Source organism: Dehalococcoides sp. UCH007, assembly GCF_001010485.1.
Taxonomy (GTDB): Bacteria; Chloroflexota; Dehalococcoidia; order Dehalococcoidales; family Dehalococcoidaceae; genus Dehalococcoides; species Dehalococcoides mccartyi_A.
In genome coordinates, this window is sequence record NZ_AP014722.1 from 835,716 (window position 1) to 861,810 (window position 26,095).

At 47.5% G+C, this 26,095-nt stretch carries 26 protein-coding genes, 1 tRNA gene and 1 other annotated feature; of the genes, 11 read left to right on the forward strand and 16 right to left on the reverse strand.

Annotated features, from left to right (window positions below; genetic code table 11):
- Positions 1-25 precede the first annotated feature (25 nt).
- Positions 26-883 (reverse strand): DegV family protein, encoded by an 858-nt coding sequence (locus UCH007_RS04460; RefSeq protein ID WP_046961165.1) that lies wholly within the window; start codon positions 881-883, stop codon positions 26-28.
- A gap of 82 nt (positions 884-965) precedes the next feature.
- On the reverse strand, positions 966-2,483 hold the full coding sequence (locus UCH007_RS04465) for a class I adenylate-forming enzyme family protein (protein ID WP_046961166.1): 1,518 nt from the start codon (positions 2,481-2,483) through the stop codon (positions 966-968).
- 162 nt (positions 2,484-2,645) lie between these two features.
- Positions 2,646-2,906: a binding site (T-box leader), on the forward strand.
- A gap of 140 nt (positions 2,907-3,046) precedes the next feature.
- Between UCH007_RS04465 and UCH007_RS04470 the strand changes: the two genes are divergently transcribed.
- The 3 genes from UCH007_RS04470 (at position 3,047) to UCH007_RS04480 (ending at position 6,491) form a co-directional block, all read left to right on the forward strand.
- The gene (locus UCH007_RS04470; RefSeq protein WP_012882177.1) at positions 3,047-4,414 is read left to right on the forward strand and encodes a TrpB-like pyridoxal phosphate-dependent enzyme; all 1,368 of its coding nucleotides are present in this window, start codon (positions 3,047-3,049) and stop codon (positions 4,412-4,414) included.
- A gap of 119 nt (positions 4,415-4,533) precedes the next feature.
- Positions 4,534-5,349 carry a S1C family serine protease gene (locus UCH007_RS04475; RefSeq protein WP_023652434.1) on the forward strand — a complete coding sequence of 272 codons (816 nt, stop codon included), beginning with the start codon at positions 4,534-4,536 and terminating at the stop codon, positions 5,347-5,349.
- Between the two features lie 8 nt (positions 5,350-5,357).
- Positions 5,358-6,491, forward strand: coding sequence for a S1C family serine protease (locus UCH007_RS04480; protein WP_046961167.1), 1,134 nt, complete (start codon positions 5,358-5,360; stop codon positions 6,489-6,491).
- Positions 6,492-6,503: 12 nt separating this feature from the next.
- Here UCH007_RS04480 and ileS read toward each other — a convergent pair whose 3' ends face one another.
- The 10 genes from ileS to rpsF form a co-directional block, all read right to left on the reverse strand.
- The gene (gene ileS, locus UCH007_RS04485) at positions 6,504-9,548 is read right to left on the reverse strand and encodes an isoleucine--tRNA ligase (protein WP_046961168.1); all 3,045 of its coding nucleotides are present in this window, start codon (positions 9,546-9,548) and stop codon (positions 6,504-6,506) included.
- A gap of 301 nt (positions 9,549-9,849) precedes the next feature.
- Complete coding sequence (gene jag / locus UCH007_RS04490; protein WP_231854675.1) at positions 9,850-10,500, reverse strand: RNA-binding cell elongation regulator Jag/EloR; 651 nt, start codon at positions 10,498-10,500, stop codon at positions 9,850-9,852.
- The gene (locus tag UCH007_RS04495; protein ID WP_012882182.1) at positions 10,442-11,389 is read right to left on the reverse strand and encodes a YidC/Oxa1 family membrane protein insertase; all 948 of its coding nucleotides are present in this window, start codon (positions 11,387-11,389) and stop codon (positions 10,442-10,444) included. The genes jag and UCH007_RS04495 overlap by 59 nt, the downstream gene beginning before the upstream one ends.
- Positions 11,390-11,400: 11 nt before the next feature.
- Positions 11,401-12,516, reverse strand: a complete 1,116-nt coding sequence (locus tag UCH007_RS04500; protein WP_023652441.1) for a PQQ-binding-like beta-propeller repeat protein — start codon at positions 12,514-12,516, stop codon at positions 11,401-11,403.
- 9 nt (positions 12,517-12,525) lie between these two features.
- Positions 12,526-12,738 (reverse strand): membrane protein insertion efficiency factor YidD, encoded by a 213-nt coding sequence (gene yidD / locus UCH007_RS04505; RefSeq protein WP_012984367.1) that lies wholly within the window; start codon positions 12,736-12,738, stop codon positions 12,526-12,528.
- Complete coding sequence (gene rnpA / locus UCH007_RS04510; RefSeq protein ID WP_023652442.1) at positions 12,710-13,072, reverse strand: ribonuclease P protein component; 363 nt, start codon at positions 13,070-13,072, stop codon at positions 12,710-12,712. Before rnpA ends, yidD begins: the two co-directional genes overlap by 29 nt.
- Positions 13,073-13,131: 59 nt before the next feature.
- A complete protein-coding gene (rpmH, locus tag UCH007_RS04515; RefSeq protein WP_010936738.1) occupies positions 13,132-13,272 on the reverse strand; it encodes a 50S ribosomal protein L34 in 141 nt (46 codons plus the stop codon).
- A gap of 34 nt (positions 13,273-13,306) precedes the next feature.
- Positions 13,307-13,750: a 30S ribosomal protein S18 gene (gene rpsR / locus UCH007_RS07915; protein WP_046961170.1), complete on the reverse strand. Its 444-nt coding sequence runs from the start codon at positions 13,748-13,750 to the stop codon at positions 13,307-13,309.
- Positions 13,751-13,784: 34 nt separating this feature from the next.
- Positions 13,785-14,192, reverse strand: coding sequence for a single-stranded DNA-binding protein (locus tag UCH007_RS04525; protein WP_012882187.1), 408 nt, complete (start codon positions 14,190-14,192; stop codon positions 13,785-13,787).
- A 47-nt stretch (positions 14,193-14,239) separates the two neighbouring features.
- Positions 14,240-14,569, reverse strand: coding sequence for a 30S ribosomal protein S6 (gene rpsF / locus UCH007_RS04530; protein WP_012882188.1), 330 nt, complete (start codon positions 14,567-14,569; stop codon positions 14,240-14,242).
- Positions 14,570-14,732: 163 nt separating this feature from the next.
- Between rpsF and UCH007_RS04535 the strand changes: the two genes are divergently transcribed.
- A tRNA-Asp gene (locus UCH007_RS04535) sits at positions 14,733-14,809 on the forward strand.
- Between the two features lie 262 nt (positions 14,810-15,071).
- Positions 15,072-15,314, forward strand: coding sequence for a hypothetical protein (locus UCH007_RS04540; protein ID WP_012882189.1), 243 nt, complete (start codon positions 15,072-15,074; stop codon positions 15,312-15,314).
- Positions 15,315-15,389: 75 nt separating this feature from the next.
- Here the strand turns inward: UCH007_RS04540 and UCH007_RS04545 are convergent, their stop codons facing one another.
- Complete coding sequence (locus tag UCH007_RS04545) at positions 15,390-15,767, reverse strand: Rid family detoxifying hydrolase (protein ID WP_046961550.1); 378 nt, start codon at positions 15,765-15,767, stop codon at positions 15,390-15,392.
- Between the two features lie 130 nt (positions 15,768-15,897).
- Here UCH007_RS04545 and UCH007_RS04550 point away from each other — a divergent pair, with 130 nt between their 5' ends.
- Positions 15,898-17,223 carry an ATPase gene (locus UCH007_RS04550; protein ID WP_046961171.1) on the forward strand — a complete coding sequence of 442 codons (1,326 nt, stop codon included), beginning with the start codon at positions 15,898-15,900 and terminating at the stop codon, positions 17,221-17,223.
- Positions 17,224-17,314: 91 nt separating this feature from the next.
- Here UCH007_RS04550 and UCH007_RS04555 read toward each other — a convergent pair whose 3' ends face one another.
- Entirely contained in the window at positions 17,315-18,454 is a 1,140-nt protein-coding gene (locus UCH007_RS04555; protein ID WP_012882192.1) for a tubulin/FtsZ family protein, read from the reverse strand.
- A gap of 183 nt (positions 18,455-18,637) precedes the next feature.
- On the opposite strand from UCH007_RS04555, the gene recN reads away from it, so the two are divergent.
- The 5 genes from recN (at position 18,638) to UCH007_RS04580 (ending at position 24,096) form a co-directional block, all read left to right on the forward strand.
- On the forward strand, positions 18,638-20,404 hold the full coding sequence (gene recN, locus UCH007_RS04560; protein WP_046961172.1) for a DNA repair protein RecN: 1,767 nt from the start codon (positions 18,638-18,640) through the stop codon (positions 20,402-20,404).
- A 2-nt stretch (positions 20,405-20,406) separates the two neighbouring features.
- Complete coding sequence (locus tag UCH007_RS04565) at positions 20,407-21,270, forward strand: DMT family transporter (protein WP_023652449.1); 864 nt, start codon at positions 20,407-20,409, stop codon at positions 21,268-21,270.
- Positions 21,271-21,375: 105 nt separating this feature from the next.
- Entirely contained in the window at positions 21,376-21,900 is a 525-nt protein-coding gene (locus UCH007_RS04570; RefSeq protein ID WP_046961173.1) for a hypothetical protein, read from the forward strand.
- Positions 21,901-21,993: 93 nt separating this feature from the next.
- Entirely contained in the window at positions 21,994-22,677 is a 684-nt protein-coding gene (locus tag UCH007_RS04575; RefSeq protein WP_046961174.1) for a response regulator transcription factor, read from the forward strand.
- Positions 22,678-22,683: 6 nt separating this feature from the next.
- Entirely contained in the window at positions 22,684-24,096 is a 1,413-nt protein-coding gene (locus UCH007_RS04580; RefSeq protein ID WP_046961175.1) for a sensor histidine kinase, read from the forward strand.
- A 29-nt stretch (positions 24,097-24,125) separates the two neighbouring features.
- Here UCH007_RS04580 and UCH007_RS04585 read toward each other — a convergent pair whose 3' ends face one another.
- Together UCH007_RS04585 and UCH007_RS04590 are read right to left on the reverse strand one after the other, a co-directional pair.
- Positions 24,126-25,115, reverse strand: a complete 990-nt coding sequence (locus tag UCH007_RS04585) for an ABC transporter ATP-binding protein (RefSeq protein ID WP_012882198.1) — start codon at positions 25,113-25,115, stop codon at positions 24,126-24,128.
- A complete protein-coding gene (locus UCH007_RS04590; RefSeq protein ID WP_046961176.1) occupies positions 25,100-26,095 on the reverse strand; it encodes an ABC transporter ATP-binding protein in 996 nt (331 codons plus the stop codon). Before UCH007_RS04590 ends, UCH007_RS04585 begins: the two co-directional genes overlap by 16 nt.

Consider the following 26,095-nt stretch of genomic DNA (forward strand, 5'->3'; position numbering starts at 1 on the left):
AAAAGCTAAAAAACCCAGACAGTTTTCAGACCTCATAAAAAGCTACTCCGACTACACCCGGACCAGTATGTACACCCATTACAGGAGTAAACTCCATAAATAAAATCTCAGCCTGAGGGAATTTCTCTTTTATATTCTGCTCCAGCCTGTGTGCCCGTTCCAAAGCATCCGCATGCATTACCGCCACTCTCAGCTTGCCTTTACCTTTTACATGTTCCGTCATCAAATCCATAATATTTTGCAAAGCTTTTTCGGCAGTGCGGGGTAAAGCTATTGTTTGGGCATCTCCATTACGCAGGGTAAAAACCGACTTAATTTGCAGTACTGAATCTGCCAATGCAGCTATTTTGGGTATTCGCCCGCCTTTAATCAAGTATTCAAAAGTATCCAGCGTAGCATACAGATAAATTTTCGGCATCAGGGTGTTTATTACGTTTACCAGATTATCAAGACTTTTACCGGACTCGGCATGACGGGCAGCTTCCAAAACCACCAATCCCAAACCTGCAGCGGCAGTTTCACATGGAATAACCTTTATACAAAGATTTTTATGTTTTTCCAATACCTGCATGGCAGCCAGCTGAGCGGCATTGAACATACCTGAAAACCGCACAGGTTCGGTAACACATAAAATCTGGTCGGTTTTGGCAGACAAGCGGGAAAAAGCCTCAATATACGGCCCGGGTACAGAGCCGACAGTTTTGGGTGTCTGGGAAGATTCCTTCAGTAACTTGTAAAACTCATTAAGGTCAAGTGCAGAATCATAAGAAGCCTTGCCGTCTATAACAATTTCTATCGGAATAACTTCTATCTGGTACTTTCTGACAAGCTCAGCCGGGATACAGGCGGTTGTATCGGTAACTATGGCTACTTTTGATGCCACGTTTCACCTCTCATCAGCTAAAGTGTTTAAGCTTATTATACACACAGCCGAGAGTTTGGCAACACATATTATCCGGTTATTTTCACATCTTCCTGAGGGTATCTCTGCAAGGTAAACCCAGTAAATCACAGGGCAGTTCTTTTAGAATAAATATTTCCCGGGGGGTTTTATACTGTGCAATATTTTCCAGACAGTATTTTTTAATACCGGCAGGGGTTTGTTCAGCCCCATCCCGAAGTATTACCGCCACCCGAACCACCTCGCCCCGCATACCGTCAGGATCAGGAATCCCCACTGCCAGTACTTCTTTCACCCCCGGGCATGAAAGAAGCAAATCTTCAACGTCAGAAAAATATATATTCTGACCTTTGGTAATAAGCATAGGTTTAATAAAATATTTTATGTAAACATAACCGTCGCTATCTTTATAGCCGATATCACCGGTATAGAGCCAGCCGTTACGCAGCATTCGGTTGGTTTTTTCGGGTTGGCGGTAAATCCCATCCATAACAGGCCCGCGTATAATTATCTCCCCAGTCTGGGATGGCAGTAATACCTGCCCTGCTGAATTTACCACTTCCAATTCAAACCCCTTAAGCACTTTGCCCACAGAACCGGACTTACCACTTTTGTCCAAAGGCTGACAAGTTACATGGGAAGTAGATTCAGTCAAGCCGTAAAAATCTACCAAATCTCTATCCAGTAAAATCCTGTATGACAATACCAGTTCCGGAGGCAAGGGCGCACCGGCACTACCGCATAACCTGAGTGAAGTCAGATTATATTCAGAAGAATTTTCCCGCAAATGGCGAACCAGCATGGCATGAATAAACGGAACACCCAAAAATACGGTGATACTCTCTCTTTCAATTGTCTTTAACAAACAGTCAATGGAAACGCCGGAAAGAAGTATTACGCTCCCCCCGCTGAAAAGAGTACCCAGTAATACCACCACCAACCCTATTATATGGTGGAGCGGCAGGGCAAACAGTATTACCCTGTCTTCGGCACTTTGCGCAAAGCCACCCGCGGATATAGCAGCCGTCTTTACCAGATTTACGTGGCTTATCACCACTCCTTGCGGGCGGAGCTGAGCTGCCGAGGTATAAGCTATATGGGCAGTTCGGTTTTCGGGCACATCAATTTCAAAAGGTATTTCAGGAATATCTGTCAGAAAATTTTTTAATAAAATTACATCAGGATAACCGATGTCTTCCGGGCTGATATAATGCTGAATATAGTTTAGTTCAGACCGATGCTGATGCAATATATTCAGTCCATCTGCCTGACAAGCCAAGACCTTTGGCTGACAGTCATCAAGCAAAGCTTTAAGCTCCGGCCATTTGTATTTCGGGTCAAGCGGTACTGCTGCAGCCCCTGTTTTAACTATACCGAAATAGAAAAAAACGAATTCAAGACAGTTTGTCATAAGAAGAGCCACCCGCTCACCCGCAACCACACCTATATGGGTAAGCGCCCAAGCATAACAGTCGGAAATCCTGTCCAACTCTGCATACGTAATACTTTTACCTTCAAATTTCAGAGCTATAGCCTCTGGGCAAGTTGTAACCACTTCCGAAAGCCTATCAGCAAGATTCAAGTGTCACCATCCGGATATGTATTGTCTGAAGCATTTGGATGAGCCAGTGTACCAGATTTTATATTTTGTATCAATTTTTTAATATCATTCATTTTGTCCGTTTCACTGAAACCTGCTTGACAAGCAGTCCCCTAGTGATTAATATTTACCTAACTGAATATTTCAAAGGCTGTGAACAAGACTAGTAGATTTCAAGCGAGGCTAAGAGAGCCGGGCAAGGTGTGAGCCGGTGCTGACGCAGAAGTTGAATGGACTTGGGAGCCGCAAACCGAACGGTCTATCCAAGTAGGCTTTGCCGCAGGGGAAGCGTTAAAATATCCCAAGGCATATTGGGTCAGCCCAGAGTGCCTGTTTGAGATGACCGGCATTTCATAATCCGGTTAATTAGGGTGGTACCGCGGAAGTAAACCTTCTGCCCCTTTCAGGGCAGAGGGTTTTTTATTATCCCGCCCGCACAGGCCTAATAGCAAAGGAAGCTCAAAACATGCCTGGCTTACCTGCGCAGGAAATAAATGATAAACCAAGGCTAAACTGGGACTAAAATAATGTCAAGGAGAACAGAAATGGTTCAAACCAAGTTTATACTGCAAGAAAAGGACATGCCCCAGGTCTGGTACAATATCCAGCCTGATTTGCCCGTACCGCTGCCTCCCGTTCTGCATCCGGGTACCGGCCAACCGGTGACTCCAGCTGATATGGAAGCCATATTTCCCATGAGCCTTATTATGCAGGAATTCAGTCCTGAAAGGCATATCGCCATACCTGAAGAACTGCTGGAAATATATAAAATCTGGCGGCCAACTCCCCTTTACCGTGCCCACAGGCTGGAAAAAGCTTTGCAGACCCCGGCTAAAATCTTTTACAAACTGGAAGATGTCAGCCCGGCCGGTTCTCATAAACCCAACACCGCTCTGGCTCAGGCTTATTATAATAAAAAAGCCGGCATAAAAAGGATTGCCACCGAGACCGGCGCCGGACAGTGGGGTTCTTCGCTGGCTATGGCCTGCAAATTCTTTGATATAGAGTGCAAGGTCTACATGGTAAAGGTCAGCTACAATATGAAACCCTACCGCCGCATTATGATGGAAACCTGGGGTGCCTCTGTCGTACCCAGCCCCAGCCCTGATACCAAGATAGGCCGTGAAATACTTGAACGTGACCCTGAATGCCCCGGCAGCCTGGGTATTGCTATAAGCGAAGCCGTGGAAGACGCCGTAACCCATCCCGGCACCAAGTATGCTTTGGGGAGTGTACTTAACCACGTTCTGCTGCATCAAACTATTATCGGTCAGGAAGCCAAAAAACAGATGGCTATGGCTGACTGCTACCCGGATATCGTGATTGGCTGCGTAGGCGGCGGCTCTAACTTCGGTGGTATAGCCCTGCCTTTTGTAGAAGACAAATTGAACGGCACTCACAAGAATACCCGAATTCTGGCTGTTGAACCCGCCAGCTGCCCTTCTCTGACTAAAGGTCTGGACGCTTATGACTTCGGAGACGAAGCCGGTATGACACCCATGATGAAAATGTTTACCTTGGGTCACCGGTTCATGCCCCCTCCGGTACATGCCGGCGGTTTGCGCTATCATGGTATGTCACCCTTACTGTCTCACCTCAGCCGCCTGAAGCTGATTGAGGCCACAGCTGTTAACCAGGTAGAAACCTTTGAAGCTGGCATGCAGTTTGCCCAAACCGAAGGCTTCATAAGCGCACCTGAAACCAATCACGCCATTAGGGCGACCATTGATGAAGCTTTGAAATGCCGTGAAACCGGCGAAGCCAAAACCATACTCTTCTGCCACAGCGGCCATGGCCATGTGGACATGGCTTCTTATGACCTGTATCTGCGCGGTAAGTTGAGCAATTATGAATATCCTGCAGAACTGGTAAAAGAGGCTCAGAAGGGTTTACCCAAAGTAAACGTCAAGTAATATTTCTGTCTAAACGTTTTTTTGGAGGGAGGGGCTAAAAGCCCCTCCCTCTTTTTATCAATAATTTCTACACAATTTCCTGCTATAATGAGCACAATAACTCCTTACAGGAAGATGCTATGAAAAAAATTTTCAATAATTTCTTCGGGCTGTTTATTTCAATCAGTCTGGTACTATCCATGCTTCTGGCACAGGGCTGCGACATACTTCAGGATTTCAACAATTCCCCTGAAGATAACACCCAAAACCAGACTAATGAACAAAATTTGCCGGACTACAGCGATGAATTTGGGAGTGTACAAAGTCCAGTTAATTTCGTAAATGCAGTAAAAGCGGTAAAACCCTCGGTAGTGGCTATAAATGTAGAGCTGGTCACCCGTGATATTTTCGGGCGGACAGTAGTAGAACAGGCTGCCGGCTCCGGCTGGATTATAGATTCAAACGGGATTATCGTAACTAATAACCACGTGGTGGAGGACGCCACCAGCATAACAGTAACCCTGGATGACGGGCGCACCTTTAACTCGGTAGCGGTACGCACTTACCCGGCCAACGACCTGGCGGTGATAAAGATAGATGCCACCAATCTGCCCGCAGTCAAGCTGGGTGATGCATCTAAACTGGCGGTAGGAGAACCGGTGGCCGCCATAGGTAATGCACTGGGTATGGGTATTTCCATGACCGGCGGCTGGATAAGCCGGCTAAATACCACTGTTCAGTTTAGCGATACCGAAAGCCTGACCGGGCTTATAGAAACCGATGCCGCTATAAATCCGGGTAACTCCGGCGGTCCGCTGGTTAACTATTTGGGTGAAGTGATAGGCATAACCAGTGCTAAAATACAGGAGATAGGAGTGGAGGGTATTGGCTATGCTATCAGCCTTTACATAGCTTTGCCCATTATCAATAACCTTATCTCCCAGCTGCCTGCTTGAGAAAAACCATGAAAAAGAACCAAAAATTGCTAAGCCTGTTTCTAAGCATACTGCTTGCTGCTACCGTCTTTACGGGTGGGGGCTGCGATTACTTGTCCCAGCCTATAAACTCTGACAATACGAACGATACCAATAACACTTCCCTCCCTATTGACACAGACTGGACTTTCCCCACTCCCCAGCAGAATCTGCCGAAACTCGCAAACTACGCCATGGTGGTTGCGATGGTGAAACCGGCAGTAGTTGCAATAGATGTGAAGTATACCACCCAGGACATATTCGGACGACAGACTATCTCTGTAGTTTCGGGTTCGGGTTTCATAATAGACCCCAACGGCTACATTATTACCAACAACCACGTAGTTGAAGGCGGAAGCACTGTCACCGTCACTCTTTCAGACGGCCGTACCTTTACCGCCAGCCAGGTGGTAACAGATTCACGCACAGACTTGGCGGTAATCAAGGTGGATACACTGGGTGAAGATCTGCCGTTTGTATATATAGGTGACTCGTCAGCTTTGGAAGTAGGCGAACCAGTGGCGGCTATCGGCAATGCCCTGGGTTTGGGCATCACTATGAAAGGCGGCTGGATAAGCCGGCTGGACGCCCAGATAACCGTTGACCAAAGTGTCACCCTGTACGGTTTGATAGGTACAGATGTAGCCATAAACGAAGGCAATTCCGGCGGCCCGCTGGTAAATATGGCAGGTGAGGTTATCGGCATTACCTCTGCCAAAATAGCTGAAGTGGGGGTGGAAGGGGTAGGCTACGCCATAAATATAAACTCCGCCCGCACCTTCATTGAAGAACTGGTCAAAAAAGGCTATATTACCCGTCCTTTTATGGGAGTGGCAGGCATACTGACCGTAGACAGTTCAATCCAGTCATACTTCAGGCTGGGCATAGACAGAGGGGTGCTTATCCGGGGAGTGTCTGAAGGCGGACCTGCCGAAAAAGCAGGTCTAATGGCAAATGATGTTATTCTGGCCATAAACGGCCAGCCAGTGCTGACTGATGAAGAACTGATACTGGCTATCCACGGCAAAAAGGTAGGAGATAAAATAGAGGTCAGCTATTTCCGGGACGGAGTAACCACTACTGTCACTCTGACACTGGCAGAGACCCCGCCGCCGGAAAGCTAGTTTTTTAGTTTTTTAGCGTGCCACCCACAGGCTTAGGGAGTGGCCATCAATATCCAGACTTTCAGCATACGCCCCTTCGGGGGCGTTTCCATCTATAAGTCGGCTGGAAAGTGTTTCTTTCTTTATATATTCGCTATGCATCTGGATAACACTATCCAGATATTCATCAGCCTGATAATAAGTATTTATATAATCTGCAATCTCAAATCCGGCAGATTTCCGCATGGTCTGCAAACGGTGGACAATCTCGCGGGCAGTGCCTTCTGCCAGCAGTTCGGGTGAAAGCCCGGTATAAACGGCTACTGTATAAGCCCCTTCGGTACTGGCGGCATAGTTTTTCTCCGGTATAACTGTGCCCGGCTCTTCCACTGCCAAAGCCTTTACGTTCAGCTCTTCCAGCACCTGTTCGGCCAGACGCATAAGTCCTGTTCTTTCACCGGCGGAAGCCAGTACCACCCGCACCTCAGCCAGAGGCTGGCGGACTTTGAGAGCCGCTTTGCTTCGGGCAGAACGCCCCATACTGGAAACCTTCATTACCAGCCGTATTTCGTTATCCAGCTGTTCGTCTATAAGCGCTGTGTCCGCCACCGGAAAATTCGTCAGGTGGACACTTTCCAAAGCAGACGGGTCTACCGAAAGCACCAGGTTCTGGTAGAGTTCTTCGGCTACAAACGGGGTAAAGGGAGCCAGTAGTCTGGAAAGGGTAACCAGACAGGTATACAAAGCCTGATAGGCCGAAAGTTTGTCGGCATCATTTTCGCTCTTCCAGAAACGGCGACGGCTGCGGCGGACATACCAGTTGGAAAGGTATCCCACAAAATCTTCAATCCGCCGTCCGGCCTGAGTGGGGTCATAATTATCCAGCCCCTTATCCACATCCAGCACCAGCTGGTTAAGCTCGGATAAAATCCATCTGTCCAGTTCGGGCACTTCGCCTTCCAGATACTTTTCCGAAGGGGTAAAGCTGTCTATATTGGCGTAGGTAACGAAAAATGAATATACGTTCCAGAGCATCAGCAGGAACTGGCGGGTTACCTCACCCACCAGTTTTTCGGAAAAGCGTCTGGCATTTCCGGGAGGGGCCGCAGTATAGAAATACCAGCGGACAGCGTCTGCCCCGTATTTATCCAGCACCGTAGCCGGCTGAATAACATTATTTCTGGACTTGCTCATTTTTTCGCCGCGCTCATCCAGTATATGCCCCAGACAGATTACATTCTGATAACAGGGGCGGTTGAATATCAGGGTAGAAATAGCATGCAAACTGTAAAACCAGCCGCGTGTTTGGTCTACAGCCTCACAGATATAGTCAGCAGGGAAACGCCCGTCTTTGGCAATAGACCTGCTTTCGGGCTCAAAGGGGTAATGGTACTGGGCAACCGGCATAGCCCCGGAGTCATACCAGCAGTCCATAACCTCGGTAACCCGTTTCATATTCCCGCCGCATTTATCACAGTCATAAGTCCACTCGTCTACATATGGGCGGTGGATATCCAGTTTTTCCTGCATGCCCTTGAAATTCGGTTTGGCTTTGAGTTCATCAATGCCGCCGACACACTCCGTCCGGCCGCACTTTTCACACCGCCAGATGGGTACAGGCGTTCCCCAGTAACGTTCGCGGGAAAAAGCCCAGTCAATATTATTTTCCAGCCAGTCGCCAAAACGGCCGTCTTTTATATGTTCGGGATACCAGTTTATCTGCTGGTTGCCCTTTATCAGTTCGTCTCTGACCGCGGTAGTCCGTATGTACCAGCTTTGCTTGGCATAATAAATAAGCGGGGAATCACACCGCCAGCAGAACGGATAGGTATGGTGCATACGTTCATTACGGAACATCAGCCCACGCTCTTTAAGGTTGCGGGAGATATCCTTGTCCGCTTCTTTAACGAATTTGCCGGCAAACGGGTAACTGCCGGTTATCCTGCCCTGCAAATCCACGTGGTGGACAAATTTTAGCCCGTACTTCACCCCGGATTCATAGTCCAGTTCACCATAAGCCGGAGCAGTATGGACTATACCCGTGCCATCATCCATGGATACATAGCTGGTGGTTATTACCGGATAAAGCAGTTCTTCAGAAACACCTGTCTCAGAGTTATCCTTCATATTTCTTACAGGAATACCGAATTCCCGCGGGTCAAACAGCGGCTTATAAAAAAGCCCACTAAGGTCACTGCCCAGGCATTCCCCCGCTACGGGATTTTCTGCCAGTTTAAGGGCTGACAGACGTGGTTTGGCCAGTATCATATAGTAGTCCGTCATATCCAGTATGACATACTGGTCCGCAGCGGATACCGCCAGCGCGGTATTGGCGGGTAAAGTCCAGGGGGTAGTAGTCCAGGCCAGCAGATAAAGCGGCTTGTCAGCCGGGTAAGCCCATTTCTTTGCCAAACCTGCCTTAGCCAGACTTTCTTTGGCTATTTCAAATTTCACAAATACGGAAGGGTCTTCGGTATTATCCTTATATCCCTGCGCCACCTCATGAGAGCTTAGCGAAGTGCCGCAGCGCGGGCAATGTGGGGTAACCCTATGCCCCTGATACACTAGTCCCTTGTCCCACATTTGCTTAAGCGCCCACCAGCCGCTCTCTATATAGTTGTTATCCATAGTTATATAGGCATTGTCCAGATCCACCCAGTAGGCAATCCGTTCGGTCAGCTTGTTCCATTCGGACACATATTTAAAAACGCTGGAACGGCAACGGGCATTAAACTCAGCAATGCCGTACTTTTCAATATCATTTTTGCTAGTAAATCCCAGTTCTTTTTCCACCTCAAGCTCAACCGGCAAACCATGGGTATCCCAGCCGCCAATCCTGGGGGCATAATAACCCTTCATAACCTTGTAGCGGGGTATTACGTCCTTAAAAACCCGTGAAAGAACATGGTGAATACCCGGACGTCCGTTGGCAGTGGGCGGCCCTTCGTACAGGGTAAAACGCTTGCCGTCACGGCGGTTTTCAATGCTCTTTTTGAATACGCCCTTGTCCTGCCAAAGTTTCAGGATATCTTCTTCCATCTGGGGGAAGTTTTGTCTGGGATTCACAGCCTTAAACATTCATCACCTCTTAAAAAAGAAAATCCCGTCCTTATCAGGGACGGGACAAATAAGCCCGCGGTACCACCCCGCTTCCCCTGCCATAAAGCAGAGGCTCTCATAAGGGCACTAACATGCCCCGCCCATTATAACGGGTGGCGAACCCGGCCAGGTCTACTTGGCCGAAAGGCTTTTCGGCTGGCGGCTCAGGAGTGATTTTCGGGATAACCGCGGGAAGGTCTGCTTTCACCGTACCAGACTCGCTGCTGCACCGCAGATAACCTACTCTTCTCCGTCAAGGCCTTTTGTAAGGTTTATTGTACTATTCTTTTAAGACTACCACAACTTTTCTTGATTCACCAAAGCCAACGCTCTGGGTAGTCACTTCGTCATCATCAGCTAATGCCAGATGAATAATCCGCCGTTCATAAGCAGGCATAGGCTCAAGTGAAAAAGGCATACGCCGCAATTTTACCTGTTCGGCTGTTCTCCAAGCCAAAGCCTGAAGGGAACTTAGGCGGCGTTGCCGGTAACCATTTACGTCAACTACCACCGGTTCAAATCTGCCCAACTGGTGGGAAAGCATTAGCCTCACCACTTGCTGCAAACTTATGAGAGTCTGACCCTTGCGTCCTATCAGGATACCCAAGTCTTCGCCCACAATGTTCAAAACAGTACTCGGCTGTGATTCCTCATCGGTAACCATCTTTTCAGGCAGGATATCTACATAGGCTTCGATATCCATCTTGTCCAGCAGGGTTTCCAGAATATTTTGTGCTAGATCGCCTGCATCCATCTGGTTGCCCGGCGCAATATCATCATCGTATTCATTTTCAATAAGATGCAGGCAGACCCTGGCATCTTCCCCGCGCAGACCCAGTAACCCATGCCTGCCTTCAGACAATACCTCTATCTCAACTTCGTCTCGGCTTACGTTTAGCTGATTTAGCCCCAGTTTTATTGCTTCCTCCACCGTCTTGGCGCTCGTCTCGACCTTTTTCATCTATACTACCTTCCATCTGCTTACCTTTGGCCGAAGAATCAATCAACTGACCAGACGGAGTTGCAGTTCTTTTTTCAGTTTTATATGTGTTTCCCGGCCGTACCTGCCGGCCGCCGCGGAAATAGGAAATAACTTTTTCGGCCATAGGTTCAAGCTGTCCCCAACCAGTAATGAAATACTGCATTATGATACCCACTATGGCAGAAACGAACCAGTAGAAAGCCAGACCACTGGGGAAAGAGAGCGAGAAGAAGAAGAACATGAACGGCATCATGAAACTCATCATCTGTCCCTGAGCTGCCTGCTGCTGATTAATAGCTTTGGGGGTAGACATTTTCTGCTGGACATACATGCTTACACCCACCAGCAAAGCCAAGGCAAAGTCCGGAAGGGAAAGATCCATCCAGAGGAAATGATTGCTGAGCGGCAGGGTTTGGTAAACTACCGGCCATGAATAAAGATGATCAGCCAGATTCATAAAGTCTTCGGGAGTAACAGCCAATACTCTCACAATAGCCTGATACAAGGCTATCCAGATAGGAAACTGAATGAGCATGGGAACCAGACAACCGGTAGGTGAAACACCGGACTCTTTGTAGAGCTTCATTTGCTCTTCGGCCAGTTTCTGGCGGTCATTACCGTGCTTTTTCTTCAAAGCTTCCATATGTACGGTAATTTCCTGCATCTTCTTGGTGGCCGTAAGCTGTTTTCGGTTAAGCGGCCAGAGTGCCAGCCTTATAACCACAGTCAGCACAATAACTGTCAGCCCGAAACTTCCCCATAAATTGTGGGAAAGCCAGACCATGCCGTTTATCATCGGCGAAAGTATTACTAAATCCCAAATAGCACCAATATCCAACGACTACCTCGCTAACTTACTACAAAAGTCCAGATTATAGTACGGCTCTCCGGATTTATAGCATATACAGTTTCATCTTCCTGAGTATGTATGTATACAACTTCACCTGACACCGTAACCGGTGCTATCACTTTCAAGGCAAGGTCGGTAACAGCCTTCATTTCCATTGTATTTACATTTATGGAAAAAATCTTGCCGGTCTTAGTGGCCACAATCACATTGTCACCCAGCAGCGCCGGAGAGGAAGCAACCTCGTCAGTCATATCAATGACTTTAATCTGGGAACCAGTCAAAGCATCCAGTACATAGGTGTTGCCGTCCAGATTGGGGGCAAAAACTTTGCCGTCAGCCACAACCGGGGTTGCCCAGAACCAGTTGGGTGATTCAAAGACCCATTTCTGGCTGCCGTCTTCCAAATCCAGAGCGTACAGATTGCGGTCAAAACAGCCCACATAAACAACGCCGTTATCCACTACCGGGGCGCTGGCAAAGGGGCTTTGGGTTTCAAACGTCCAAACAGGGCTGCCTGTGTTGATATCCAGGGCATATACCTTTTTATCAAAACCGGGTACTATAACTAAATCTCCATCAACCACCGGAGAAGCCCAAATCTTGGCACCGGTCTGATATTCCCAAACCTTCTGACCGTCTGCCTTGCTCAGGGCATAAACAACACCATTAGTGTCTGCAAAAAAGATTTTATCTCCGTTAGGGGCAATACCGCTGACAATAGCGGATAGTGACCCTGTTCCGGGGTAAACCCACTTCAGACTGCCATCAGCCTGATTATAAGCATAAACTTTGCCGCCGTAGGTAGAAATATAGATAACACCGTCCGAGACTACCGGAGTACCATATATACCCACTGTAGTAACAGCACCAGCACAGCCGCCGCCGTTGGTGGTAGTCTCCAGAGTCACCTGATAACGAGGAGTGCTGGCATCTTTATTAAGGGCTATAAGTTTACCAGTCATAGAACCAAATATGGCATCATTATCAGAGACAAGCACGCCTGACCAACCCAAAGGCTTCTGACTGGTACCCATACAGCCGCTTAAAACGGCCAAAACGCCGATAAGGCTAAACAGCAAAACAATTTTTTTGGATATGCGATTGGTTTTGAACAATTTTCCGTCCTATTCTGGCACTGGGTCGTAGCCACCCTTGTTCAAGGGGTGACAGCGGCTAAGCCGTTTCACACCCAACCAAATTCCCTTAAAAATTCCGAATCTTTCGATAGCTTCGTAGGTATACTGTGAACAAGTGGGAATAAACCTGCATGAGGAGGGTGCAGTTTTAGAGTAGGTATTCTGGTATAATCTAATCAGTTTTAAAGCTAGTTTTTTCATCTGTTTTTGATAGTATCTGCGCCTTGCCAAGCAAGTGCTTAACTACCCTCTCCATTTCGGCACATTTTACTGTAGCCGCTTTTGCCCTAGCTATAAATACTATGTCCCAGCCCTGTCTGAGTGCGATAGTCCGCAGGCTTTCCCGCAATATCCGCTTTGCCCTATTACGCTCTACTGCTCCGCCTACTTTTTTGCTTACAATGAAGCCTACCCGGCTAAATTCAAGGTTATTAGGCAACGCCTTCATCACAGCCAGCTGCCCAATATAAGTTCCGTCACCGGCAAGCACCCGGGAATATTCTTCCCGCTTGGTAAGCCTGTTTGAGTATTTCATTGTAAATAGTGTAACCATACTCCGGATGGATAATCAACCCGGAGTACAGCTGTTACACTCTAGACTACAATCAGTTTCTTGCGCCCCTTAGCCCGGCGGGCGCTGAGTACACCGCGTCCTCCGCGGGTGCTCATCCTTGACAGAAAACCATGAACCCTCATGCGGGGGATACGTTTCGGTTGATATGTCCTCTTAGGCACATTAACTCCTTAAATGGCAAGTAATAATTTACTATTATGCAGACTCCGCAGACTCAGAAGCTTCCGCTGCAGGAGCAGCCTCAGCCTTTACTTCGGGTACCGCAACTTCGGCCTTGGTCTCTACTTTAGACTCAACCTTGGGTTCAGCCATTTTAGGTTCGGGCCTCAGCTCACGCATAGGCGAAAAAGTAGCCACATTTCCCTGGCGGCGTACATGCTCAGAAACAAAGGGCATCAGGGCTATAAAACGAGCCCGTTTAATGGCATTAGCCAAAGCCCTCTGGTGCCGGGCACAGGTACCGGTGCGGCGGCGGGGTTCAATTTTGCCGCGGTCAGATATATATCTGGCCAGTTTAGCCGAATCCTTGTAATCAATACGGCTAACCTTCTCAGCGCAGAAAGAACATATCTTGCGCTTGGGGGTATAGCGGCCGCGCCCACCCCTGGCTGGTCTGTTAGGTCTGTCCTGGATACTCACTCAATCAAACTCCTATCAAGAGATTTAATATTCACTAAAACGGAATGTCTTCCGGTTCTAATTCACCACCGCCATTGTCATCATCACGGGCATCCATCCCGGTACCTGCACTGGCTTTCTCAAGGAAGGTAACCCTGGAAGCAATTACCTCGGTACGGTAATGTTTCAGATTATCCTGCCCTTCCCAGCTTCGGGTGCGAAGCCGTCCTTCCACGTACACCAGCCGCCCTTTGGAAAGGAACTGGTTGCACTGTTCAGCCAGCTTGTTCCAAGCAACTACCGTAAACCATTCAGTTTCCTGTTTGCGTTCACCCTCGGGGGTATTATAAACCCAGTTGGTAGCAACTTTAAAGGAGGTAACAGGATGCCCGCTGGGGGTATACCGCATCTCCGGCTCACCGCCAACATTGCCAATTATCATAACCTTATTCAAACTCACCATCTCTCGCGTCTCCTCTCTGGCAAAATGCCCGGCAGCATTAACAGATATTATTCTTCGTCCATATTAATGGCCATATGCCGAATAACCTGCTCTGAAATACGCAGGTCAGAGTTTATCTTGCGTATGGAAGAAGGCTTAGCCTTCATCTTGATAAACACGTAATAACCTTCGCCGTATCTGCCGATAAGATAAGCCAGCTTGCGTTTACCCCAGTGGTTCACCTCGGTAAAGCTGCCTTCTTTTTCAGCTATGGTTTTGCTAATGCCTTCCAGAATGGCCTCAACCTTTTCCTTGGGGGTATCAGTGGTTAAAATAACCACCAGTTCGTAATCACGCAGGTTTTCAACTCTGGATTTAAGTAGTTCGCTTGCGGCCATGTTTTCCTCTCTAAGTTAAAGGCAATATATTCCCTTAAAAAATCTGACGGTCATTATAGCATATAGCGAAGAAGCAAACAATATTGACCGGAATGAACCTACCCGACCATCAAATCATATTTGACAGATTGCGTCAAATACTCTAAACTGTTTTCCGCTTCTAGGCCCCATGGTGTAGCGGTCTAACATGCCACCCTGTCACGGTGGAGATCGGGGGTTCGAATCCCCCTGGGGTCGCCATTGAGCTTCTTTTTACCTTCAGTTACCAGAGTATACCACATTGCTGGTTTGTCATTTTCCCGTAGCGTTTTATTCATCTCCTGCCACCCTAATTCTAACGGATATATCTTAAAACTATCAGTTTCATCATATATTTAAAGAATATTTTTAATAATGTGCATTTCGATATATATGCGTTCTCAAATAATAAATTTTCCGCAAGCCTTTCTTATAATGCAATGATAGGCTAAAATATTTCCAGAGTACTCTTAAGGAGCTACCAATGGAAAAAGAGAAATTTGAAATCGTAATTACCAGCCCTAATGCCAAAGAAGTAAAAACTATAACTATGGAAGGCACACTAGATGAGGCCAAGGCTAAAACAGACCAAATTGCCAGAGAACATATCGGCAGTATTGTCTCTGCTTTTACCACTAACGGCTTCAAGTCGGTTTACCAGAAACACTACCTATCTGCTATCAAATGCCCCAAATGCGGGGAGATTATCCCCATAGAACACCTGTAATTATAAAAATATTTTCAAAAGAAAAAAGCTGCCTCTAGCTTAGCTGAAGGCAGCTTTTTGTTTCCCAGTTTGCAGTTATACCTGCGGCAAATAGGCTATCGCCTCTATTTCCACCATTATTTCAGGAAAAACCATACCGGCAATCACAGTAGACCGGGCAGGTTTAGTGCCGCTGAAAAAGACCGTATAAACACTATTCATTTTGGCAAAGTCTTCCTGATTTTTTAAAAATACGGTTGTCTTTACCACATCATCAAAAGAAGCTCCAGCTGTTTTAAGCAGTTCCGCCATTTTTTCCAGACATCGCTTAGTCTGAATCTCAACACTAGCTAAAGGTTTGCCGTCCGCATCAATATGGCCTATCTGACCCGAAATATACAGGTAATCACCTGCTTTTACCGCCAATGAATAAGGCCCTTGTGCTCCGGGTGCTGAAAAATACTTTTTGCTCATTTCCCATTCTTTCTTCTTTATTTTTTTCAAATTAGCCACCGTTCAGAGCAGCGTTTTAAAGCGTTGCTATAGCGGATTTTTAATTGTAGAATAACTTGTCTGAAATTACCAAATCATATGAGGTGTAAAAATGACCGATGAAACCGGCAAATCAGCCAAAGAATCCGCTGAAGAATATTTAAAAGTTACCCGTATAGCTCTTAAACAAGCTGAAGACCAAGCCAGAGCAGCAAAAAAAGCAGCTGAATCTGCGGCCAAAGACTCTCAAACAGCCATAGACAAAGCTGATGCTGCGGCCAAACAATATCAGGAAAATATGGAGAAATATACGGCACTGTACGCCCAAAAAGCCGAGGAAGCCAGCCGGCGTTCAGAGGAAATGATTGCCAAATATACAGACCTGTTTGAAAAAGCCATAAAACGGGCTGACGATACCAGCCGCTGGGCAAAAGATAACTGTGAAGAAGCAATACGCCAGACCAAAGAAGCTATGCTGCGCATAGAGGATGCCACCCGTTCAGCCAAGCAGTCTGCTTTGGACAGCATCCGCACCGCCAAAGAAATGAGCGAAGAATGTATACGTGCCTCCCGTGATGCTGTTTCCCAGTCTGATGAAACTATAGACATGCTGAAAAAGACGGCTGATGTATCCGTAAGGGCTTCCGAATCTGCTCTGTTAAAGATGCAGGAAAACGGCGCCCGCATACGCGAGAATGTAGATACCAATGTAAAAAATTCAACTAAAGCCATTACTGAAATGAATCAGCTCAGCCAGAATTCTTCAGCAGAAATTTCAGAGCTGATAACCAGGCTTCAAAATGAAATCCGCAAAGCCGAAGCTATGAATGCCCAAATGAAGCATCTGGTAGATTCTTCTAATGCTCATCTGAAAGAAACTGTAGCCAGAGTTGAAGAGGTCCAGCAAAATACTGTACAGGCAGTAAAGCAGATACAGGAAACATCCCGTAAGGCTGCGGATGATGCTAAGACAGCCTCTAACAAAGCTGTTGAGGCTAGCCGCAAAGCAGCACAAGAAGTATCCCAGACTTGGGTCGGGGTATTTAAAGAATTTATCGGCAGTGTGGATACTTCAAAACAGGTTATAGCCGCCATTACCAAGCAGACAGCCGAAAAACTAGATGCTGTGGCCAGCGAACCGCCTGTTACCCGCCCGGCAATCTCACCCCGCCCTGCCCACCAGCCGCAGGCTGTAACACCTGAAACCGCAAAGACAGATGCCACTACTGATGAGGTTAATGAACAAGCCGAATCCACATCAGAGGAAAATCCCTATTACTCTGAACCGGAAGAAAAGGATAACAAGGTAGACTTACCTGCCAAAGAGGTAAATGAAGCAACCCAGAACCGTTTGGAATATCTGGCAAAAATGTATGCCGCCAACAAGGCCCGCCGCCAGAATGACCCCGGTGCCAAAGACACCGAAGATGACGATTAATTTAACCGCATGAAATAGGTTTATATACAAAGAGCCGTACTTTAAAGTACGGCTCTTTTATTGCAAATACAGATTCAGACAACAATCCCTGTCAGTCCAGCAGGGAGGGTATACTCCCGAAAGCGTCTTCCACGTTGAACCCCTCGGACAGACGCTTGTCCAGAGAAATAAAGCGAATGGTTCGGTCAAAATAATCCATAACCTTTTTGGGGCTGGAAATCTCGGACATAATAACAGTCACACCCATATTGTCTCCCCGCGGGTAATCGCCGCTGCGGATAATAGCATGCTTGGCATTGTCCCTTAGAGTGGCTGAAAGCTCCTTGATAATATCTATACTCATCTTGTTGGGGTTAGCAGACAGCAGGTATAAAGCCCGTCTGGCATCTTCGGGGCGGCATTTCAAAGAAAGCTCGGCAATAGCGTCTTCCATAGCCTGAGCCCCCTTTTGGGTTTCGGCATGTTTGCCTCTGAAATCCAGTTTGAACGGCAGGAAAGAGCTGGCAATCTTGCTATGACCGATAACCGTCCAGCCGGATAATGTTTGGATAATATCACCCGCATCCAGCACCTTTGAGCCTATATAACGGGGGGTAGTCTCTTCACCGGCGGAAAGTATATTGTAAAAAGGTTCTACAAAACGGTAGTTAATCTTGTTGAAATTATCACTTATCGAGGAGGCATCACGCACATAACGCTGGTTATCCGCCAGTATTACAGCATCCGCCACCCCGTAAGCAGACTTCAGGCAAGTCCCCACATTATAAATAGTCCGCTCTTCAGTGACTTCTTCATAGTTAAAGGGTAAAACAATCATATTGTAGACCGGTTTGTCTACAAACCGCTCTTTTATCATCTTGGTCAGCACCGCAATCGCCCCTGAGCCGGTACCACCGGATGCCCCTGCTACCAGCAAAAAGGCATCGGTATCCTGAAGCAGGCGGGTTTCGCGGATACTGTCAAGTATTTTGTCACCATCTTCACGCGCCAGCTGAGCTCCAAGCTCATTCAGCTTACCCACTCCGTGCCCGCTGGTTTTGCGGCTGCCTATAAGAATACGGTGTTTATAATCAGGCTTAACGTGTACCAGACCGGACAGGTCTGCAATATCGGTATTTACCGCTAAAACATTTGACACTATGCTGATGCCGCGCTGACGCTTTGCATTTTTTCCTAACAGGGCAAACTGGTCCGCAATACGTCCGCCGCACTGGCCGCAGCCTATGACCATTAATTTCACTTTTTCACCCGCTTCTCAGCAAAAAATCCGAAAACCTTTAAAAGTTTAACTGCTAAGGTAGCAATAGTCAATCAGAAGCTTGCCGGTTTAATACAAGATAACCTGTTTTCTTGATTTTTCGGCCTTAAAACCAGATAATGATTTTAATATAAAAAGCTGGTCAGGCACGATATTATGCTAGTTGAGCTTCGGGTAAAAAATTTTGGCATTATTGAGGATATCACCTGGTCTCCAGGTGAAGGGCTTAATGTCATTACGGGTGAAACCGGAGCCGGAAAATCACTGGTAATAGATGCAGTGGAAAGCCTGCTTTCGGGGCGTATCGGTGACGAACAAATTCGCCACCAGGCCAGTGAAGCCAATCTGGAAGGGGTATTTTATTTAAACCCCGCCAGCCGCCTGAAAATAGCCGCCATGCTGGCCGAAAACGGGTTGGAACTGGAAGATGACAGCCTTATTATCCGTCTTGAGTCAAAACTGGCCGGCCGCAGTGTGCTAAGGTTAAACGGCAGCGCCATAAGCCGCTCGGTCTTAAGCCGTCTCTGCCCTTATCTCATTGATATACACGGTCAAAGCGAACACCTTTCCCTTCTTAATAAATCTTTCCATCTGGATATGCTGGATGGTTATGCCCATACTGCCGGTGAACGCACCGAGTTTGCCCGTCTGGCACATGAGCTTAACAGCCTGCAAAGGCAGCTATCCGAATTGGAAAAGACCAACCGCGAAGCCGTCCGCCAGCAGGAATTCCTGCGTTTTCAGGCAGATGAAATAGAGGCGGCTAATCTTGCCGAAGGCGAAGAAGAAAACCTGCTTTCTAAACGGCAGGTCATGGCTTCCACCGAAAAACTGAAAACCCTGACCCACCAGTCACTGGAGTATTTGTGCAGCGGCCAAAACGGAGGGGTACTGGCCGATTTAAACCAGGCTATGCAGTCCCTCAGGAAAATTGCCGAAATAGACTCCTCACTCAAAGATACCGCAGATGAAGTGGAGAGTGTATATTTTAGTCTTGAAGAAAGCTGCCGCTCTGTCCAGAACTATAACCGGGGGCTTGATTTTAACCCCGCAGAACTGGAAGATATTGAAAACCGTCTGGCACTTATCCACAGTCTGGAAAGGAAATACGGGCGGGATATTCCCCAGATACTGGCTTTTCTGGCTAAAACCAAAACCGAGCTGGATAATATAACCAGCTTTGCCGAAAAGACAGATAAACTAAGCAACGCTATAACAGAATTAAAAAGCCGCCTTGGAGATATGGCATCAGGATTAAGCAAACACCGCAAAGAAGCCGCTCTTAATCTTGAAAAAGCAGTCCAAGCAGAACTGGCAGACCTGAATATGTATCAGGTAATATTTAAAGTAAATTTCCAAACCCAAGCTGACGAAAACGGACTGCCGGTAAGCGATCAGACGCTCGAATTTTCATCAAGCGGCACAGACATAGTAGAGTTTTTTGTAAGCACCAATCCCGGCGAACCTCTCCGCCCGCTTAACAAAATAGCCTCTACCGGTGAAATATCACGCATTACTCTGGCCTTAAAGAGTGCCGCTTCGCGGCTGGATGATATACCGGTGATGATATTTGATGAAATTGATATAGGCGTAGGCGGACGCTCCGGAGATATGCTTGGGCGAAAACTCTGGAAACTTTCACAGGGGCATCAGCTGATAAGTGTTTCTCATCTGCCCCAGATAGCCGCATATGCCGACCACCACTTTTATGTATCAAAAACCGAACTTAACGGCAGAATAAACAGCCGTATTGCACGCTTGGATAGTGAAGAACACCTTGCCGAACTTTCGGTAATGCTATCAGGCAGCCAGACTGGTGAAAAATCACTGGAGAATGCCCGCGAACTATTAAAAAAAGCCTCTATATTTAAGGAAACCAGCCCCGAACAACCTGAACTGAATATGCCCCTAAGCGGTAAATAGCCATGCCGCGGCATATTTTAATATCTCTTATCTTTACCACTTTATTCTGGGCATCAGCCTTTGCTGCAATACGGGTGGGTTTGGCAGACTACAGTCCGTCCCATATGGCTCTGCTCCGTTTTCTGGTAGCTTCATTAGCCCTGATTATATATGCAGTGATAACCAGAATGCGCCTGCCGGACAAAAGTGACTTACCGGCTATATTTCTGCTGGGGCTGGTAGGCATAAGCATGTATCACTCCGCCCTCAACTACGGTGAAAAGACAGTCACCGCCGGTGCTGCCAGCCTTATTATTGCTGCTGCGCCTATATTCAGCGTTTTACTGGCCAGATTTTTCTATAAAGATAAGCTAACCCCGGCAGGCTGGCTGGGCATAATTCTCAGCTTTGGGGGAATTGCAATAATCACCCTGGGCGAAGGGCAAACCCTCAGCTTTGAACCCCATGCCATTTTTGTATTGCTGGCTGCTATCTGTACCAGCATATACATAGTATTCCAAAAACCCCTGCTAAAAAAATACAGCGGATTTGAGTTTTCTACCTATGCTATCTGGGCAGGGACTTTGCTGCTCATGGTATTTGCACCCGGTCTTTTAAAAGAGATATCAGAGGCCCCTCCATCATCTACTTTGGCGGTGGTTTACCTGGGCATATTCCCTACTGCCATCTCCTACCTTTTATACAGTTATGCCTTATCCAAAGCCCGCACCGCACAGGTAATCAGTTTTTTATACCTGAACCCTGTTTTTGCCATAGGCATAGCCTTTTTCTGGCTGGGTGAAATACCGGCTGTTATCAGCCTGCTGGGAGGCCTGCTGGCACTGTTCGGAGTCATACTGGTTAACCGCTACGGCCACAGCCGCTGATATCCGCTTGAATCAATTTTGACATACCATTTACACACCTCCTCCATAATATCTCCACACACACCTTGTATAGTTAATGCATAACAACCTGAGGAGGTTACAGAAATGAAAAAGAGTCTAAAAATCTTAATCATTGTGGGGGTAGTAGCTGCCCTATCCGCCCTGTTCATGTTTTCCACTGTCTCGGCTGCTGGTCAAAACCGCAGTTTTGCCGGGGAGTGTGACGGAACAGTGCTTACTCTGCTTAATATGACACAGGCAGAGCTACAGGCGGAACGCCAAAGTGGTAAAACTCTGGCAGAAATTGCCGCCGAACAGGGCATCAGTACCGATGCTCTGGTAAATGCCCTTATGGAACAGCACAGAGCCGCAGTGCAGGCTATGGTAAATGCCGGACAGATTACCCAGGAGCAGGGTACTTACCGCCTGCAGATAATGGAGCAAAACGTTATCCGCATGGTAAACCAAACCGGCGGCGCTAACGGAGCAGGCAGCGGAAACGGTGTCTGTGATGGAAGTGGTCCTATCAGCGGTTCTGGTAATGGCACAGGCGTTGGCGCTGGCAGCAGCAATGGCATCTGTGACGGAAGCGGTATCGGCAGCGGTGGAGGACAAAGAGGCGGCAGATAAACTTGCCCGGTCTTTCTTTACTAACATCAAAGGGGCAGACTTTTGCGTCTGCCCCTTGCCGTTTAGAAGATTGCATTATAATATGAGAAGACAATGACTAAGCAAATACTGATAGCGGATGACGAAAAAAGGATAGCAGAAATCCTGCAAGCCTATCTTGAACGTGAAGGCTTCATGGTGGTTGTAACCTATGACGGAAAAACCGCTCTGGCAAAATTCCATGAAGAAAACCCTGATCTGATAATACTTGACCTGATGCTACCCGAAATATCCGGCTGGGATGTCTGCCGTGAAATCCGCAAAGAAAGCCGCGTACCTATAATAATGCTTACCGCTCGTGATGAACTTACCGACAAGCTGATAGGATTGGAAATTGGGGCGGATGATTATATGACCAAACCCTTTGAGGCCAAAGAACTGGTAGCCCGCGTCAAAGCTCAGCTCAGACGGTCTGAATACACTCCCAGCCTTGACTCAGTACTGATTATTGACCAGCTGGAAATAGACAAGGCACGGCGCCTGGTTAAAATAGGCGGTAAGGCGGTTGATTTGACTGCCACCGAGTTCGATATACTGATAAACTTTGCTGCAAGCCCGGGACGTGTCTTTTCCCGTATGCAGATACTGGACAAACTGGGTGAAGCTTACGAAGGATATGAACGTACCATAGACAGCCATATTAAAAATCTGCGTAAAAAAATAGAGCCTGATCCCGAATCCCCTGCCTATATCCTGACCATACACGGGGTAGGCTACAAGATGAAAGATAAAGGATAAAAGAGCGTGTTCCGCTTAAGCTATAAAATTTTCGGTGCCCTGCTGCTTACAGTGTTACTTTCGGTAGGTCTTACTTCGTTTGCCGCCAATCAGCTGACCGCCAGCCAGTTTCGCCAGTATATTATCCGTGGAAATACCGAGTTTATAACCGGTGTGGAAAGCACACTAAGTATGTATTATACCCAGTACCAAAGCTGGGATAACGTAAGTACCATACTTGTACAACTGCTGGGCAGTAACGGCGGGAGGCTTCTTTTAAGTGATGCTGGCGGGCTGATAGTAGCTGATACCCAAAACAAATGGGTAGGCCACCTGACAGACGAGTATAACCTGTCAGACGGTAACACGATAAGCGTTTCCGGTACATTGGCGGGATATTTTTATTGGCTCGGCAGTGAAAGCAGCGCCTCAGGAAGCGGCTATGGCAAAGGAATGCATAGCAGCCAAAACAACACCGGCAATTCCGCTATCACTATCATCACCGAACCCCAACAGCAGCTGCTAGATGAAATGAACAGGTCTGTTTGGATATCCGGTATTTTAGCCGGTCTGGCCGCATTGGGTCTGGGACTACTGCTGACGAACCAAATTATCCGCCCTATAAACGCCCTTAACCGCAGTGCCAGGCAGGTTGCCGGCGGAAAGTTCTCCCAGCGGGTAAGAGTAGAATCCCGTGACGAACTGGGTGAACTGGCTGAAAGTTTCAACCACATGGCTAAAAGCCTTGAGACAAATGAACAGTCACGCCAGAGACTGCTGGCAGATATTGCCCATGAGCTTCGTACTCCACTCACAGTTATTGAGGGAACGGTAGATGGAATACTGGACGGGGTTTTTGAAGCTGATACCCGTCACCTTACCACCATCAAAGAGGAATCTGCCACGCTTACCCGCCTAATCAAAGATCTGCGTGATATATCTCTGGCCGAATCCGGCAAACTCAAACTGGAAATCGCTCAAGTGGATATAGCAGAAATTATCCGCCGTCAGGCAAGTCAAATATCCATACTGGCAAAAGATAAGTCTGTTTCCCTTGTAACCGATATACCAGAAAATTCATCTGTCATTTCAGGTGATGCCACCCGCTTAAACCAAATAACCGCCAACCTTCTTAGCAATGCCTTGCGGCATACATCTGCCGGCGGGCAGATAACCCTCAGCCTGAAAAATATGCTTTACAAGGATAAACCCGGAGTAATGGTATCGGTAGCTGACAACGGGGAGGGAATACCCCCGACGGATTTGCCCCACATTTTTGACCGCTTTTACAGGGTAGCCACTTCCAGAGCCAGAAGCGAAGGCGGCAGCGGGCTTGGTCTGGCTATTGTAAAAGAAATGACAGAAGCACACGGCGGTTATGTATGGGCAGAAAGCTTACTTGGAAAAGGGAGCACATTTAACTACTGGCTGCCCAGATAACAGCTAATTCCCAGTCTTCAAAAACCCTTTTAAGGCCAGCATTCTTTATAAAGCAGACAAGCCACATGGTGCCCGGGTGAAACCTCCCCCATTACCGGCACTATTTTAGGACAATCTTCAAAGGCTTTAAAACAGCGCGGATGAAATACACAACCGCTGGGCGGATTCAGGGGGCTGGGTACTTCACCCTTGAGTATAATGACTTTACGTTCAGCCTCAACCGCAGGGTCAGGTATAGGCACCGCCGAGAGAAGTGCCTGAGTATACGGGTGAAGTGGTTTTTCATACAAACCATCCCTATCGGCTACTTCCATAAGTTTACCCAGGTACATTACCATTACCCTATCTGAAATATGCCTAACTACTGAAAGGTCATGCGAAATAAACAGGTACGAAAGACCAAATTTATTCTTCAGGTCATCCAGCAGATTTATTATCTGAGCCTGAATGGATACATCTAATGCCGAAAGCGGCTCGTCACACACAATAAATTCCGGCTGCAAGGCCAAAGCTCTGGCCACCCCAAGACGCTGGCGCTGGCCGCCGCTGAATTCATGGGGATAACGCTCGGCCATATAGGGTGATAATCCTACCAGCTTTAAAAGCTCCGCTATACGTTTATTATATTCTTTGTTGTTTACTTTATGTAAACGTAGCGGTTCGCCGATAATATCTGCCGCAGTAAAACGCGGGTCAAGCGATTCGTAAGGGTCTTGAAATACCACCTGCAACTTCTGACGGTACGGACGAAGCTCTTTGTTGGTCAGACTGGCCAAATCTTTATTTTTAAACCAGACTTCACCAGAAGTAGGCCGCTGAAGCTGGAGTATGTTTTTGCCGATAGTAGTTTTACCGCTTCCGCTTTCCCCCACCAAACCCAGCGTTTCCCCCTTGTGAATAGCAAAACTTACCCCATCTACCGCTTTGACCTCAGCCAGTTTTTTACGGCCGAAAAGCCCGCCGGTAACAGGGAAATATTTAGTCAGATTGGTAACTTCAAGGATTATATCTTTTCCCACGTCAACGCCCCTTCCTGGGCAACCAAACAAGCTGTCAAATGGCCCGGTTTTATTTCTATAAGCGGAATCCGTTTGATTTTGCATTCCGGCTTAACGTATACACAGCGCGGGGCAAACGGACAACCCTGCGGCGGACCAATCAAATCAGGAGGCTGGCCGTCTATAGGCTGCAAACGGGTGCGTCTGGGCTCGTCCAGCCGTGGTACAGAGCCAAGAAGTCCTGCAGTATACGGGTGGAGAGGTTTATGATAAACATCTATGGCTGTACCCTGTTCCATAATCTGCCCGGCATACATCACATACACCCGTTGGGCATATCTGGCAACCACCCCCAGATTGTGAGTGATAATAATAAGTGCGGTATTCAAGCGTAAGGTCAGGCTTCGTATCAGGTCCAGCAGTTGGGCTTGAATAGTCACATCCACGGCAGTAGTAGGTTCATCAGCAATAACCAGCTGCGGTTCACAGGCCAAAGCCATAGCTATCATAACCCGCTGACGCATACCGCCGCTGAAATGATGCGGGTAATCATTTAGCCGCCCTTCGGCATGAGGGATACCCACCGATTTCAGAAGTTCCACTGCCTGTCTGGTGGCCTCATTTTTATTCAGCTTGAGATGGAATTGCAGTCCCTCGGTCAGTTGACGGCCTATGGTCAAGACCGGATTAAGCGAAGTCATAGGCTCCTGAAATATCATGGAAATGTTTGAACCGCGTATTTTCTGCATCTCTTCTTTATTCTTTTTAAGCAAATCCACACCGTTAAACAGCACCTGCCCAGCCACTATCTTGCCCGGCGGCTGTGGTATCAGCTGAAGCACAGACAAAGAACTGACGGTCTTGCCGCAGCCGCTTTCTCCCACCAATGCCACCATTTCGCCTTTATTAACTTCAAAAGAAACCCCGCTAACTGCCTGGACAATGCCGTCCTGAGTCATAAAATGAGTTACCAGATTTTTTACTTCAAGCAATTTAGCCAT